The following is a 14560-nucleotide window of genomic DNA, read 5'->3' as shown; positions in this document are numbered from 1 at the left end:
CTAGATGAGCCGCAGCATGTCTCTGCCCTGGCTGCGGCCCATTTCGGCGCGGATGAAATCGCGCATGGCCTCGATGAACCGGCCGCTGCGGGCCGGCCTGGGACCATTGGGGTGGATCGTAGCATAGGTGATCCACTTTTCGATCGCCAGGGGCTTGAGCACCAGCGGTTCGTCATCGGCGATCCGGCCGCAGATGCAGTCCACCACCGTCAGGCCGGCGCCATCGCGGACGAGGTTCTTGACCACCGGCGTCGATGTCGTTTCCACGCGTATCTCCGGCGTCAGGCCGGAGGCCGAGAAGATGTCGTCCAGCCGTTCTCGCCAGCGCTGGCCCTTGGTCAGGGCCACGATGGGGTAGCGGGCTAGCGCTTCGAGCGTGATGTCGGCCTGCCGCGCTAACGGATGGTCGGTGCGCATCAGCACGCCGAGGCGCGTTTCAAGAAAGGGCTCGATGGTGAGATCGAGAATGCCATTCTCGATGGGCAGGGAGATCACGCCCACATTATAGGCCCGCGCGGCGACCTTGCTTTCCAGATCGAACCGCGTCTCGACATTGATCACGCAGTCAAAGGCCTCGTCGCGCTGCTGCATGAGTACCAGCGAGGGCGAAATCAGCCCCATGGCCAGCGGCGCCGCCGTCACCAGGCTCAACAATTCATTGGTCTGGGCACGAATTTCGGCGGCGATGAGCTCCATTTCGTCGAGGCCGCGCAGGATATGTTCGGTCTGCCGGTAGAAGCGGTCGCCTTCCTCGGTCAGTTCGAGCCGGCGCTTGGAGCGGGAGAAGAGGTTGAGCTTGAGTTCTGCCTCGAGCAGCGACAGCAGGCGGCTGGCGGCGGAGGGTGAGATGTTGAGGTCCTGGGAAGCCTGGGCGAGCGACCCCGTCGTCACCACCCGGCGGAAAATCCTGAGCGAGCGCAAATTCACCGGGCACCTCCCGCAGACGTTCCAGTCCTAGCGTCCCGGCCGCAGCATTTCAAATGTCTCACCGGACTCGACATAGTCGCCGCGATAGCCGCAGCGGGCGATGGTCCGGGCGCGCGTGATATCGAACAGGCCGTCGACCAGGCAGGAATGATTGATGTGGACCTGCACCACCTGCCCGATGACCAGATGTGTATCGACGGGCACGCCATCCATGTCGGTGAGCTGCTGCACCTGCACCAGCCGGCATTCCATGGCCGCGGCCACGCCGGCGACCCGGGGCGGCGCCACCTTGTCCGACGGCACCTTGGCGAGCCTCGCCAGCTCGAATTCATCGACATGGGGCGGCTGGGGCGCCGATGTCTGGTTGACCGCCTCAGCCAGGTCACGCGTCGCCAGGTTGAAGACGAATTCCCCGGTCTGTTCGATATTGCGCACCGTGTCCTTGCGGCCCTCGCTGCCGAAGATCAGGATCGGCGGCTTGTGGCTGAACATGTTGAAATAGCTGTAGGGCGCCAGGTTTGCCGTGCCGGCTTTGTCGAGTGACGAAATCCAGCCGATGGGGCGGGGCGCCACGATGCCCTTTATCGGATCATGCGGCAGCCCGTGACCCAGCGCCGGGTCGAAGGAATGATAGGTCGTCATGCGGCGTCGCGGATCATGGTGCGGGCCAGGCCTCCGAACGGGATCGCATCGCGGTGGCGGTTGTGGCGGCCAGCGAGGCCGCCTTGCGCGCGATCGCTATGCTGTCGCCCAGATAATGCGCCGGCACAAGGGCCGCTTCCATTTCGGCCCGGCTCATCGCGCCGCTGACTTCCTTGCTTTCCAGCAGGGTGTCGGTGAGGCTGGCGCCATCGTCGCTGTGGAGCACGGCGTGATGCACCAGATCATGCGCCGTGGTGCGGCCGATCTTGCGGGCAAGGATCATCATCAGGTTCTCGCTGGCGATGACATCGGCATTGAGCTGAAGGTTCCGAGCCATGCTGGCAGTGCGGATGTCGATATTGGCGAGCGTGGTTTCGAGGCGCTCCGCCAGTTCCCAGGCCAGCGCCGAGGCGCTTTCGATCGTGCTCGACATCAACTGGTTGCTCGCCGCATCCCCTTCATGCGCCGGCATGCCTGCCTCGAGGGCAGGGTGCACTTTCGAGCGCAGATGGGCCGCTGCCGACACCAGATGCACGACATGCTTGGGATTGACCTTGTGCGGCATGGTGGAGCTGCCGACCACTTCCATGCCAAGCGTCTCGCCGATTTCGCCGATCTCGTCGGCCATGAGGCGGTAAAGCTCCGAGCCGATGCGGCCGACAGTCATGCCGAACAAAGCCAGGCTCGCCACATATTCGGCCTGGCCATCGAGCGAGGCCCGGTCGGGCACCAGCACCGGGGTCAGGTTGAGGCGGCGGGCAATGGCGGCGTTCAGCGCCTCACCCTTGCCCTCGAACGAGTGCATGGCGCCGATGGCGCCTCCGAAATGCAGCGCGAAGACCCGTTTTTCGGTCGACAGGAAGCGCTCGTTCTGGCGCGCCAGTTCCTCGATCCAGCCGGCTACCTTGAAACCGAAGGTTATGGGCAGGGCCTGGCGATGGTTGGTCCGGCCCACCATGACGGTTTCGGCATGCTGGTCGGCCAGGGTGCCGAGCCTGTCGATGGCCCGGGCCAGTGCATTGAGCATGGACTGGTGGGAGCGGCGGACCAGCAGCAGCCTGCCTGATGACATGATGTTCTGTGTGGTGCCGCCCCAATGCACGAACCGGCCGGCCGCGCCGCAGATATCGGACAGCGCCCGCACCAGCGACACGATGGGCGCCATGGTTTCGGCCACCGACAGCTCGAGTTCGGCCGTATCGAAATTGTCCAGCCGCGCCTTGTTGGCGATCTCGTCGGCGGCCCATTGCGGGATCATGCCGATCTCGGCCTGGGCCAGCGCCATGGCCGCTTCCACATCGAGCCAGGTCTGCCAGAGATTGGCGCGGGAGAAGACGGTCTGCGGGGTGATCATGGTTGCACCGGCTCTTTGGCTGTTGCGGCCGCCAGTTCGGGCACCGAAGACAGGAGGAGCCTCGTATAGTCGTGCTCGGGTGCATGCAGGATTTTGCGGGCTTCGCCCATTTCGACGATCCTTCCCTGGTGCATCACGGCGATCCGCGAGGCGACCTGATGCACGACGGCGATATTGTGGGTAATGAGTAGGTAGGTCAGGCCCAGGTCTTGCTGCAGGTCGGCCAGCAGGTTGAGAATCTGCGCCTGCACGGAAACGTCGAGCGCCGAGGTGGGCTCGTCGCAGACCAGCAAAGCCGGCTTCATGATGAGGGCGCGGGCAATGGCCACGCGCTGGCGCTGTCCACCGGACATCTGGCTGGGGTAATTGTGCAGCACCCGCTTGGGCAGGCCGACGCGGTCCATGACGTCAAGCACGGCCTGCTTGCGGGACGCGGCATCGCCGATGCGATGCACGTCGAGCGGGCGGGCGATGATCTGCGCGATGGTGTGGCGGGGGTTGAGCGAGGAATAGGGGTCCTGGAAGATCGGCTGCATCAGGCGAGCGCGCTTGCGGCCGTCCATGGCATTGACCGCCTCGCCATCGAGCAGCACCGTGCCGCCATCGGCAGGGCTGAGGCCGAGCAGGATCTTGGCCAGGGTGGTCTTGCCCGATCCGGATTCACCGACCAGGGCGAAGGTTTCGCCGCGGCGGATCTGCAAGGAGACGTCGTTGACGGCGTGCAGGGTTTTCGTCTGGCCGAACAGGGTCTTCTTGACGCGGTAGAATTTGTGGATGCCCTGGGCCTCGATCAGCGCCGGCCCGGTCTCCACCATTGGTGGCGCCATTTCCTCCGTCGGCTGCGCCGGGGGCAGGGCGGCGATCTCGCCGGGGGTGAGGATGCAGCTATAGCTGCGTGCGCCGTCGCCCTGCAGCGGCGGGCGCTGCGTGCGGCAGATGTCGCGGACATGGGCGCAGCGCGAGGAAAAGACGCAGAAGTCGACCTCGCCCAGCAGCGCCGGCACGATGCCGGGAATGGCGCCCAGTCGGCGGGGCGTGCCGTCCATCTTGGGCACGCAGGCCAGCAGTCCGCGTGTATAGGGGTGCATGGGATTGCTCAGCACCTCATGGCACGGCCCTTTTTCGACGATCTCGCCGCCATACATCACCGCCACCTTGTCGACGGTCGAGGCGACCACGGCCAGGTCATGGGTGATGAGGATCATCGCCATGCCGAATTCGCGGCGGAGTTCGGCCAGCTGCTCCATGATCTGGGCCTGCACCGTCACGTCGAGCGCGGTGGTCGGTTCGTCGGCGATGATGAGTTCAGGCTCGTTCATCAGCGCCATGGCGATCATCACGCGCTGGCGCTGTCCGCCGGACAGTTGATGCGGATATTGTTCGAGCCGGCCGACGGGGTCGGGTATGCCCACCCGTTCCAGCAGTTCGATGGCCCGGGCTCGCGCCGCCTTGGGCGAAAGGCCGGCAAACTGCACGGCGGCCTCGGTCATCTGCCGGCCGATGGAATAGACCGGGTTGAGCGAGGTCATCGGCTCCTGGAAGATCATGGAAATCTTCTGACCGGCGATGGAATGGGCGAATTCCCGGTCGTCAGCGGTATCGATGGCCACGCCGTCCAGCGCGATGGCATTGGCGCGCAACTGCGCCACGCGCGGCAGCAGGCGCATCAAGGCGAGGGCGGTCATCGACTTGCCCGATCCGGATTCCCCGACAATGCCGATGGCTTCGCCGGCCTTGAGATCGAAGCTCGTGCCGCGCACGGCCTTGAGATCGCCGACGGCGGTGTGGAGGACGACTTCGAGGTCGTTGACGCTGAGAATGGTGCGTTTGTCGAGCATGGTCAGTTCCTTCCCTGCGGCGAGGTGATGTCGCGCAGGCCATCGCCGAGTAGGTTGGCGCCGATCACCAGCAGGAACAGCGACACGCCGGGCAGGATGACCAGCCAGGGCCGGTAGAACAGGGCCTGCTTGCCCTCGGCGATCATCAGGCCCCAGGACGGGGTGGGCGGCTGGATGCCGACGCCCAGGAAGGACAGCGAGGATTCGGCCAGGATCGAAATGCCCAGCTCGAAGGTGAAGATCACGATGATCTGGCTGGAGAGGTTAGGCAGGATTTCGGTGCGCAGAATCTGCCAGCGCGTGGCGCCCATCGCCTTGGCGGCAGCCACGAAATCCTGCGACTTGAGCCGCTGCGTCGCCGAACGGGTGACCACGAGGAAATAGGTCCAGTGCAGCACCCCGATTATGCCGATCACCACCCAGACCGACGGGCCGATGATGAACACCAGCGCCATGGCCAGCAGCAGGCCGGGCAAAGCGAGCTGGGCGGTGAGCAGGAAGCTGACCGAATGGTCGACCCAGCCGCCGAAATAGCCGGCACAGATGCCGAGGGTAACCCCGATCATCATGCCGATCAGCGCGGCGCCGAAGCCGATGGTGAGCGACACCCGGGCGCCATAGATGAGCCGGCTGAGATAGTCGCGCCCCACCTGGTCGGTGCCCAGGAGATAGTCCCAATTGCCGCCTTCGGCCCAGACGGGCGGCAGCAGCCGGTTGGGCAATGACTGTGCGAAGGGATCGTGCGGCGCCAGCAGCGGCGCCAGCAGGGCAACGAGAATGAGGACGCCAACAATCACCACGCCGGCAATGAAGCCCTTGTGTTCCAAAGCCCGACGCAGCATCAGCGCGCGCGGCGATGGGGTTTTCGTTTCGGAGGCGGCAGGCAGGTCGGTGGATGTAGAAATGGTCATGAGATTCGGATCCTCGGATCGAGCGCTGCATTGAGCAGGTCGGCCAGCAGATTCATGAGCACGAAGATGAGGGCGAAGATGAAGATCAGCATCTGCACCGTGGGGATGTCGGAGCCCAGGATCGACTGCAGTGCCAGTCGCCCCAGGCCGTTGATGGCGAAGACGCTTTCGGTGATCACCGAGCCGCCGAATTTCTGGCCGAGCTGTACGGCCAGCACGCTCACCACCGGCAGCAGCGCATTGCGCATGGCGTGGCGCCGGAGCAGGGCGAAGCCGCGATAGCCCTTGGAACGGGCGGTACGGATATAGTCGGACTCCATGACCTCGATCAGCCCGGTGCGTGTCAGCCGCATCACGGCGGGGACGGAACTGGCGCCCAGTACGAAGGCCGGCATGACGAAATGCTGCCAGGAACTGTCGCCTGAAATCGGCAGGATGGGGATCATGACGCCCAGAAGGATGATCAGCATCAGGCCCAGCCAGAAGCTGGGAATGGCCTGAGCCGACACGGCGAAGGTGAGAGCCAGGCGGTCGGCCCAGGAATTGGGCCGCAGCGCGGCGATGGCCCCCAGCGGGATGGCAATGACGATGGTAACCATGAGTGCGGAAAGGGCCAGGGCGATCGTCACCGGCGCGCGCTCGAGCACAAGCGAGGCCACATCCTTGTTCCAGTAGTAGCTCTCGCCGAAATCGCCGCGGGCGACGCCGCCCAGCCATTCGAAATAGCGGACGAATACCGGCCGGTCGAAGCCGTAGGTCTGCCTGATCTGCTCGACGATCTCGGGGGTGGCATCCTCGCCGGCCAATGCCGAAGCGGGGTCCGTCGCATAATTGAGCAACATGAACGTGGCGAAGGATACGACAAGCGCCACGGCAAGTGCCAGCGCACCCCGCTGCAGGATGTATTTGAGCATAGCATCAATCCCTGTTCGAGCCGGCACCAGGCCGGCTCGATGTTTGGAACAAGCCTATTTCCAGCTTGCCGAATAGAGGCGGGGCAAGCCGTCCGCATTGAGCGGGAAGTTCAGTTCCGAATTGATCAGATAGTTGACCGAATAGGTCACCAGCGGAACCCAATATGCTTCATCGGCGATGATGGTCAGGGCTTCGGTATAGAGGCGGCGCCTCTCGTCCTGATCGCTGGTCGCCTCGGCCGCGAGAACAAGCTCGGTGAGCTTTTCGTCGCCCGACAGATTGCGGTCGGTCGTTGCGTTGAAGTGGATATTGGCGATCATCGCCGTGTCGGCGGTACCGCCCGATCCCCAGGTCCCGATATAGGCCGGAATTTCCTGATTGGCGCGGGCCTGGTCGAGCGAGGCCAGTTGCACATAGCGCAGGTTGACGTCGATGCCGATATTTTCGAGATCGGCGGCCACCGCCTCGGCCATGGACCGCTCGCGATATGCCCACAGATCAAGCGGGAAGCCATCGGGATAGCCTGCTTCGGCCAGCAATTGACGGCCGGCTTCGGGATCGTAGGGATAATCCTGGATGCTCGTATCGCAGCCGAACTGTGCCGGATGGCACGGCGTGTGGATGCCCTCGGCCGAACCACCGACCAGATACTGGGCGATGTCGGCCTTGTTGACCGCATGGTTCATCGCCTGGCGAACCTGACGCTTGGTCAGCGGGCCGTCCGGATCGGTATAGCCGGCAGCATCGAGAACGATGAAAGACACGCGCAGGTCCGGCCCGGACAGGTGTTCCACCATGGGCAGGCCCTCGACGCTCTGCGCCACGTCCAGCGGCACGTTATACATCCAGTCGATGCCGCCGCTCATCAGTTCGGCCTGCTGGGTTCCGATATCGGGAATGGTGCGGATGACGATGTTTTCGATCGGCACGTCGCCCTTGGGGCTGTCAGAATAGTAGCCGTCATAGCGCTCCAGCACGAGTTCCTGGCCCGGCTTGAAGCTCGCCACGCGATAGGGGCCGAGGCCGACCGGTTCGAGCGCGGCTGCATTGCGCACCACCTTGCCATCAACGTGATAGGTATTTTCCGGCCTGATGCTCACCCGGGTGGCGAGGTCGCGAATGGCCAGCGGATAGTCGTTGAGCAGGTGGAAGCGAACCGTGTAGTCATCCACCACTTCCGCCGATTTCAGCCAGGTGGCATGGCCCGGCCCGGGATGGCTCTCGCTTTCGGGATCGATGATCCAGTTATAGGTATAGGCCACGTCGCGGGCGGTCAGCTTCTGGCCATTGTGGAAGGTGACGTCGTCGCGCAGCTTCACCTCGATGGTCAGCGGATCGATGTATTCGTATCCCGTGGCGACCGCCGGCTCGAACGCGTTGGTTTCCGGATCGACCTCGAAGAGGTTCTCGTCGATCAGGTCCGCGATGATGATGTATTCGCGCTTGGTCGTGTAGTTGTAGTCGAGTTCGAGGATCTCCTCCACGAAGGCGACGCGCAGCGTATCGTCCGACTTGCCCGCAAGGGCAGGGTTGATGACAGCCGTGCCCAACAAGGCGGCAAGCGTGATGGCTTTCAAGAAATGCATTGGCTCCTCCCTAACACTTCGGCGTAGCCTTCCCAAATTTCCGTCTGTTCCAAAAGTCGAAACATTGGAGCTATAGATGCGAAATTTCGCAGAGTCGCGAAGTGCCGCGGGACGGTATCGTGCGGGAGTGGAATGCAGCGCCATAGCCCGTCCCGGAACGATCGGGGCGAGGCCAATGATGTTGCTACTGCGCGGTCCTGGCAACCGCTTGGCCCACATTTCGTGGCGTGCCGAAGCGCTTCAGCGCCGGGTTTCGCGGGCTATTGATGCCCCCGCTGCTGTGCCGGGGCGCTATAACCGCTAGGCCGTCACTCAGGCGAGCGAGGGATTGGACTTGGCGCGGGCCATCTGGCGTTCGATGTCGGCCAGCAGGGCCGGTAGTTCGCCGGGAGAGCGGATGGTGTAGCGGGGCACTTCGATGGCCTCGGCGGGGATATGGCTGCGCTTCCTGGACCAGTTCTGCCAGATGCTGATAATGCCGAGCCGGTTGGCGCCGCCGATATCGCGTTCGAGGTGATTGCCCACCATCACGATGGCTTCGGCGTCGGACGTGCCCAGGCCCAGCGATTCCATGGCCTTCTGGAACATGCGCTGGTCGGGCTTCTCGCAGCCCTCGGCCTCGGAAATGACCTGGGCGTGGAAATGCGGGCTGATGCCGTGGCCGCCCAATATGGTGGCAAAGCTGCGGACGCGGCCATCGGCCACCAGGGCGATGCGATAGCCGTCATTGGCCAGCGATTGCACCATTTCCAGCGCACCGGGAATGAGCCCGGCTTCGATGACATAGCCTTCGGCGTCGAACTTCTCGCTGGCCTCGTTGACCAGCGTGTCGCCGCTGTCGAGGAAGACGGCCTTGAGCAAAGGCTGCTCCTGCCGCACCTGGGCGAGGACGGCCTTCACCTGGCCGGGAATCCAGGCCGCCAGATCGTCCCAGCTGCTGAACTCTGCTGCGGCGAGGTCGAAAAGCTGATTGAAGCTGAATGTGGGCAGGAAGGCGCGGGCCTGCAGGTAGCGCTTGACGGCGCGATGGTCCTCCGGCGTCACCGCGCCCAACCGCGCGCGGAACATGTCGTTGATGAGAATGCCGGCGCGGCCGGCCAGTTCCTGGCAGGCCACCACGGTGCGTTCGGCGTCCGGCAACTGCTCCTGGGCAGTGGCGGTAAAGGCGTGCTTGCCCGGCGTCGAGACCAGCGTTACCCGGCCGGATTCGAGCGGCAAGGCACCATCGGGCAGTTGCATGGCGAACTTGCCGCCATGGGCGCTGGCTTCGACCGCGACGATGCTGTCATCGGCAGCGAGCTTGAGCCAGATATGCTCGAGCTCATAGAGATGCTGGATGTCCCAGTCCCACCAGATGGCATATTCGATGACCCTGGCGACACCGGGTTCGAAGGCGATGGGCAGGCCGGTCGAGGGCGAGCGGGCAGGGGTGTCCAGCACCGTGATGCCGACCCGCGACGGCAGGAAAGGCTCATTGTCGCAGAAGCGGATGACCGGCGCCAGGCGGCGCGCCAGGGCGATATCCGCGCTCGTGGTGGGTCGGACAGATGGCGACATGAGGGCTTCCCCGAAACCTGAAAGAACAGCTTGCAATCTTGTAATCGTTTTCATGTTTAAACCGCAAGCCGCCTCCAAAGGTAAATTTGCAGCCATGCTGAAATTGCCTGCCGGGGGATAAGTTTTCCGCTTTTCATGCGTGGCGGCGCGAGCGCCGGCATGGATGGGCGCGATTGTAGCCGGGTGGCTGTCCGGCGGGGATAAATCAGGGCAGGGGAATGGTGGAGGCGCGCTGGATGAGGGTGTTTTCCAGCACAACCTGGCGCGGCGACTTGCTGACGCCGCGCATGTGGTCGATCAGCGTGGTGGCGGCAAGCTGTCCCATTTCGTGGATCGGCTGGGCGATGGTGGAGAGGGTGGGGAAGGTGACTGAGGATTCCAGCACGCCATCATAGCCCAGGATCGACAGGTCCCCGGGCAGGTCTAGGCCCAGCGCATGGGCCGAATGCATGACGCCGATGGCCAGCATGTCGGTGGTGGCGAAGATGGCCGTCATGTCCGGATTGGCACGGATCATGACGTCGCCGATCTCGCGCCCGATTTCGAAACTGGCAATATCGAAAGGCGGCGACCAGATGATCTCCACATCGGTGGCCAGATCCGCGGCGGCCTGGCGGATGCCGCGCGCCCGCTCGCTGCCCACATCGGCCGCGCCGCCCTTTTGCGCCACGCTGCCGGCGGCCACGCCAATGCGGCGATGGCCCAACTCGATCAGGTGCCGCATGCCCTGGTAGCCGCCGGAAAAGTTGTCGCAAACCACCGAGCTGACGGCGGCAATCTTGGGCTTCATGTCGACGAAGGAGACGGCAATGCCCTGCTCGCGCAGCAGGTTGACCTGCTTGATGGTGCGCGGCGTGGCGGCCGAGGGGCGAATGATGACGCCCTGCACCCGCATTTCCAGCATGGTGTTGAGATAGGCCTCTTCGCGATCGGCATCGCCATTGGTCGAGCAGAGCAGCACGCGATAGCCCTGGTCGAACATGGTGTTCTCGATGGCATAGGCCAGGGCGCTGCTGAACGGCGTGCGCTGCTGGCGCAGCAGGACACCGACGATATTGGACTGCTGGGTGCGGAACGAAGAGGCCAGCCCATTGGGGCGGTAGCCCAGCTCGGCAATGGCCTTGGTGACGGCTTCGCGCACCGCCGGCCGCACATGGGTATAGTTGTTGACCACGCGCGAGACGGTCGCAATCGACACATTCGCCAGTCGCGCAACGTCCTTGATTGTTACCACACTGTTAACCTTGAGCGTGACCGAAGGGGCCGATTAGTGGCTTACGCGGTAACAGTTTTTCACCGTTCCGACCATGTCGGTTTTCATATCTTGTTTTGAAAACGTTTACAAGATACCGTCACCCAATCGATATGCGTGGGTACTAGTTACGAGGTGCATCAAGCACCCTTGGAAGTGAGGCTTCCGGCTCAAACCCACCAGCCGGACCTCGGAGGATGTGACGTTTTCATTTCGTGGGAGGGAAGCATATGCAGAAGGATCGTTTCGGCGTAACGCGGCTGCTGGCGACGACGTCAGTGCTGCTCAGTGCAACGGCTCTGCCCGGCGCCATCGTGCTGCCGGCACAGGCCCAGGACGCAGCCAGCGCCTGCGCCAGCGGCTATACGGAAGCGCCGCAGCTCAAGGCCATGGTGGATGCAGGCACCTTGCCCCCGGCGGCCGAGCGCCTGCCGCTCGAACCGCTGGTCATCCAGCCCGCCGAGGAAGTCGGCATCTATGGCGGCCAGTTCATCGATAGCTGGGGCGGTGGCAACATCGCCGATATCCGCCAGTTCGGCTATGAACCGCTGGTGCGCTGGAGCGTCGATGGTTCCGAAGTCGTGCCCGGCATCGCCAAGAGCTGGGACATCAGCGAGGATGCCCGGACCTATACCTTCCACCTGCGCGAAGGCATGAAGTGGTCCGACGGCCAGCCTTTCACTGCCGACGACATCGTCTTCTGGTGGGAGCGCATCGAGAACAACCCCAAGGTGATGACCGGCGGCCCGCGCGCCGAGGTGATGAACAACGGCAAGAAGCCTGCTGTCACCAAGGTCGACGACTATGCCGTGAGCTTCACCTTCGAGGATCCCAATGGCCTGTTCCTGCAGAACATGGCCGGCCCCTATGGCCAGCGCGCCGTGCAATTTCCCAAGCACTATATGGAACAGTTCGATATCGACCTGAATCCGGATGGCGTGGCGGAAATGATGGCCGCCGCCGGCGCCACCGACTATGCCGCCTGGTGGAAGGGCAATGTCGGCTCCTACAACGACCCCGCCCAGTTCAACGACCCCGAGCGTCCCTCGATCCATGCCTGGATCGGCACCGACAGCCTGCTCGGCAAGGAGCGCGTCACCTATATCCGTAATCCCTATTACTTCGCCGTCGATCCCTCGTGCCAGCAGCTCCCCTATATCGACGAGCGCGTCTGGACCGTGGCGGCCGACCCGGAAGTCACGCTCCTGCAGTCCATCCAGGGGCAGATCAGCATGTCGCCGCGCAATGTGTCGACGCCGCAGAACCGCGCCGTGTTCTTCGACAGCCAGGATGCAGGCAACTATCACCTCGTGCCGGCCACGAGCTGCGACTACAACACCGCCGTACTCGGCTTTTCGGTGAACCATCCGGACCCGGTCAAGGCCGAGGTGTTCGGCTCCAAGGATTTCCGGGCCGGCGTGTCGCTGGCCATCAATCGCCAGGAAATCATCGACACCATCTATCTGGGGCAGGGCGAGCCCTTCCAGCCGGCGCCGCTGCCGAACTCGCCCTTCTACAACGAGAAACTGGCCAAGGAATTCACCGAATTCGACCTGGCCGCCGCCGCCGAGCATCTCGACAAGATCATCCCGATGGACGCCAGTGGCGTTCGTGTCGGACCGGACGGCAAGCCGTTCAAGTTCTCGGTCGAGATCAATGCCGACTTCAAGCCGGACACGGTCGATGCCTTCCAGCTCATCGAGCGTACCTGGAAACAGGCCGGCCTCGACGTGACCATCAACTACCACTCCGACGAACTGTTCGGGAACGCCCGCTCCAAGCCGGAATCCGATGCCGCAGTCTGGGTAGGCGAGAATGGTTGTGGCCAGTTGCCGCTGCTCAATCTCGGCCGCTTCATGAACGACTACGGCTACTGGTCGCTGGGCAACTGGAGCGGCTGGGCCGCCTGGGACATCAAGCGCCTCAACCCCGATGCGGCCCTGCCGGAAGGCTGGTCCCCCGTCGAGCCGCCGGCCAATGTGCAGCGCCTCTATGAGCTGCGCTCGACCATTCCCACCACGGTGGGCGAGGAACAGGCCGCGCTGATGAATGAATTCACCGACCTGCTGGCCGAGGAATTCCTCACCATCGGCATCGCCAACCCGGCGGGCTACTACCGCTCGGTCAAGAACGACCTGCACAATGTGCCGGCCGAACTGATCGAAGGCTGGCTCTATCCCGGTCCGGCTCCGGCCAACTTCGCCACTTTCTTCTTCAAGGAGTAGCTCTCCCAGAGCCCGGATGGCCCCGCCAAGGGCCATCCAATCCTGGCCGGCTTCGTTCATTCCCTTTTGCGGAGCCGGCTTTTTATTTGGTGCGTGACCCAAGCACCCTGCCACGGCCTCGTGGTTCGACGGGCTCACCATGAGGCCTGTTGAGAGCGCGGCGTTTCAGTAGACCTCATGGTGAGCCCGTCGAACCACGAGGCCGTGGCACCGGCCCACGCCACCGCAGAAAGGAGACCGACCATGGGATCATTCATGCTACGCCGGATCATCTATGTGATCCCCGCGCTGATTGCGGTCTCGCTGATCTCCTTCCTCGTCATCGCCATTCCGCCCGGTGATTTCGTCACCCGCACCGCCGAATTGCGCGCGGCGCAGGGCGATATCATGCCGATCGCCGAGCAGGAGGCCATGCGGCGGGCCTATGGGCTCGATCTGCCGATCATGGTGCAATATTGGAACTGGATATCCGGCGTCGTGCTGCGGGGCGACTTCGGCTATTCCTTCTCGTTCAACCTGCCGGTCAAGGATGTGATCTGGCCGCGGCTGGGCCTGACCGTGGTGCTGTCGGTTGCGAGCCTGCTGTTCATCTGGGTCGTGGCGATCCCCATCGGCATCTATTCGGCCGTGCGGCGCTATTCGGCCGGCGACTATGTGGCGACGTTTCTCGGTTTCCTCGGCCTCGCCATTCCCAATTTCCTGCTGGCGCTGGCGGTGATGTATGTGGCCTTCGCCTGGTTCGGCATGAATGTCGGCGGGCTGTTCTCGCCGGAATATCTCGAAGCGCCATGGAGCTGGGACCGGGTGCTCGACCTGCTCAACCATCTCTGGCTGCCCATGATCGTGCTGGGCACGGCGGGCACGGCCAGCGTGATCCGCGTCATCAGGGCCAACCTGATGGACGAGCTGCACAAGCCCTATGTCACGGCGGCCCGGGCCAAGGGCAAGGGCGAGTTCGGGCTGCTGATGAAATATCCGGTGCGGCACGCGCTCAACCCGTTTGTGTCGGGGCAGAACGATATCTTTGTCGAGATCGTCTCGGGCGGCACCATCGTCGCCATCGTCATGGGGCTGCAGACTACCGGGCCGCTGCTGCTGGATTCGCTGCGTACGCAGGACATGTACATGGCCGCCAGCTTCATCCTGATGCTGAGCGTTCTGGTGGTGGTGGGGACACTGCTGAGCGACCTGCTGCTGGCGTGGCTCGACCCGCGCATCCGGTATCAGCAGGGGTAGGGGTGATGGTTTTGTATTTTGATCGCACGATCGCTCAGTCGTCTCCCTCCCCCTTGTGGGGAGGGAGCAAGGGTGGGGGTGGGCCACGCACACCAGACTCGCGGAGAGATACCCCCA

At 63.6% G+C, this 14560-nt stretch carries 11 protein-coding genes; 2 read left to right on the top strand and 9 right to left on the bottom strand.

Annotation, left to right across the window (positions count from 1 at the left end; translation table 11 throughout):
* From NVV79_RS17215 to NVV79_RS17175, 9 genes are all read right to left on the bottom strand, one after another.
* Positions 1 to 927, bottom strand: coding sequence for a LysR family transcriptional regulator (locus tag NVV79_RS17215; RefSeq protein ID WP_303991712.1), 927 nt, complete (start codon positions 925 to 927; stop codon positions 1 to 3).
* A gap of 27 nt (positions 928 to 954) precedes the next feature.
* Positions 955 to 1569, bottom strand: coding sequence for a flavin reductase family protein (locus NVV79_RS17210; RefSeq protein WP_303991709.1), 615 nt, complete (start codon positions 1567 to 1569; stop codon positions 955 to 957).
* A 13-nt stretch (positions 1570 to 1582) separates the two neighbouring features.
* Positions 1583 to 2923, bottom strand: a complete 1341-nt coding sequence (locus NVV79_RS17205; RefSeq protein ID WP_303991707.1) for a lyase family protein — start codon at positions 2921 to 2923, stop codon at positions 1583 to 1585.
* The gene (locus NVV79_RS17200) at positions 2920 to 4761 is read right to left on the bottom strand and encodes an ABC transporter ATP-binding protein (RefSeq protein WP_303991704.1); all 1842 of its coding nucleotides are present in this window, start codon (positions 4759 to 4761) and stop codon (positions 2920 to 2922) included. Before NVV79_RS17200 ends, NVV79_RS17205 begins: the two co-directional genes overlap by 4 nt.
* Positions 4762 to 4763: 2 nt before the next feature.
* The gene (locus tag NVV79_RS17195) at positions 4764 to 5672 is read right to left on the bottom strand and encodes an ABC transporter permease (protein WP_303991701.1); all 909 of its coding nucleotides are present in this window, start codon (positions 5670 to 5672) and stop codon (positions 4764 to 4766) included.
* On the bottom strand, positions 5669 to 6586 hold the full coding sequence (locus NVV79_RS17190; protein ID WP_303991699.1) for an ABC transporter permease: 918 nt from the start codon (positions 6584 to 6586) through the stop codon (positions 5669 to 5671). Before NVV79_RS17190 ends, NVV79_RS17195 begins: the two co-directional genes overlap by 4 nt.
* A gap of 54 nt (positions 6587 to 6640) precedes the next feature.
* On the bottom strand, positions 6641 to 8173 hold the full coding sequence (locus tag NVV79_RS17185; protein WP_303991697.1) for an ABC transporter substrate-binding protein: 1533 nt from the start codon (positions 8171 to 8173) through the stop codon (positions 6641 to 6643).
* Between the two features lie 312 nt (positions 8174 to 8485).
* Positions 8486 to 9730: an HAD family hydrolase gene (locus NVV79_RS17180; protein ID WP_303991694.1), complete on the bottom strand. Its 1245-nt coding sequence runs from the start codon at positions 9728 to 9730 to the stop codon at positions 8486 to 8488.
* Between the two features lie 205 nt (positions 9731 to 9935).
* The gene (locus tag NVV79_RS17175; protein ID WP_303991691.1) at positions 9936 to 10964 is read right to left on the bottom strand and encodes a LacI family DNA-binding transcriptional regulator; all 1029 of its coding nucleotides are present in this window, start codon (positions 10962 to 10964) and stop codon (positions 9936 to 9938) included.
* A 248-nt stretch (positions 10965 to 11212) separates the two neighbouring features.
* Here NVV79_RS17175 and NVV79_RS17170 point away from each other — a divergent pair, with 248 nt between their 5' ends.
* Both NVV79_RS17170 and NVV79_RS17165 read left to right on the top strand, forming a co-directional pair.
* Positions 11213 to 13207, top strand: a complete 1995-nt coding sequence (locus tag NVV79_RS17170; RefSeq protein ID WP_303991690.1) for an ABC transporter substrate-binding protein — start codon at positions 11213 to 11215, stop codon at positions 13205 to 13207.
* 243 nt (positions 13208 to 13450) lie between these two features.
* The gene (locus tag NVV79_RS17165) at positions 13451 to 14443 is read left to right on the top strand and encodes an ABC transporter permease (protein ID WP_303991687.1); all 993 of its coding nucleotides are present in this window, start codon (positions 13451 to 13453) and stop codon (positions 14441 to 14443) included.
* Positions 14444 to 14560: the final 117 nt, after the last annotated feature.

The sequence above is a fragment of the Devosia ginsengisoli genome, from assembly GCF_024707105.1.
GTDB classification, from domain to species: Bacteria; Pseudomonadota; Alphaproteobacteria; order Rhizobiales; family Devosiaceae; genus Devosia; species Devosia ginsengisoli_A.
The sequence above is the reverse complement of the archived record's forward strand: the minus strand, read 5'-3'. Positions and strand labels throughout refer to the sequence as shown.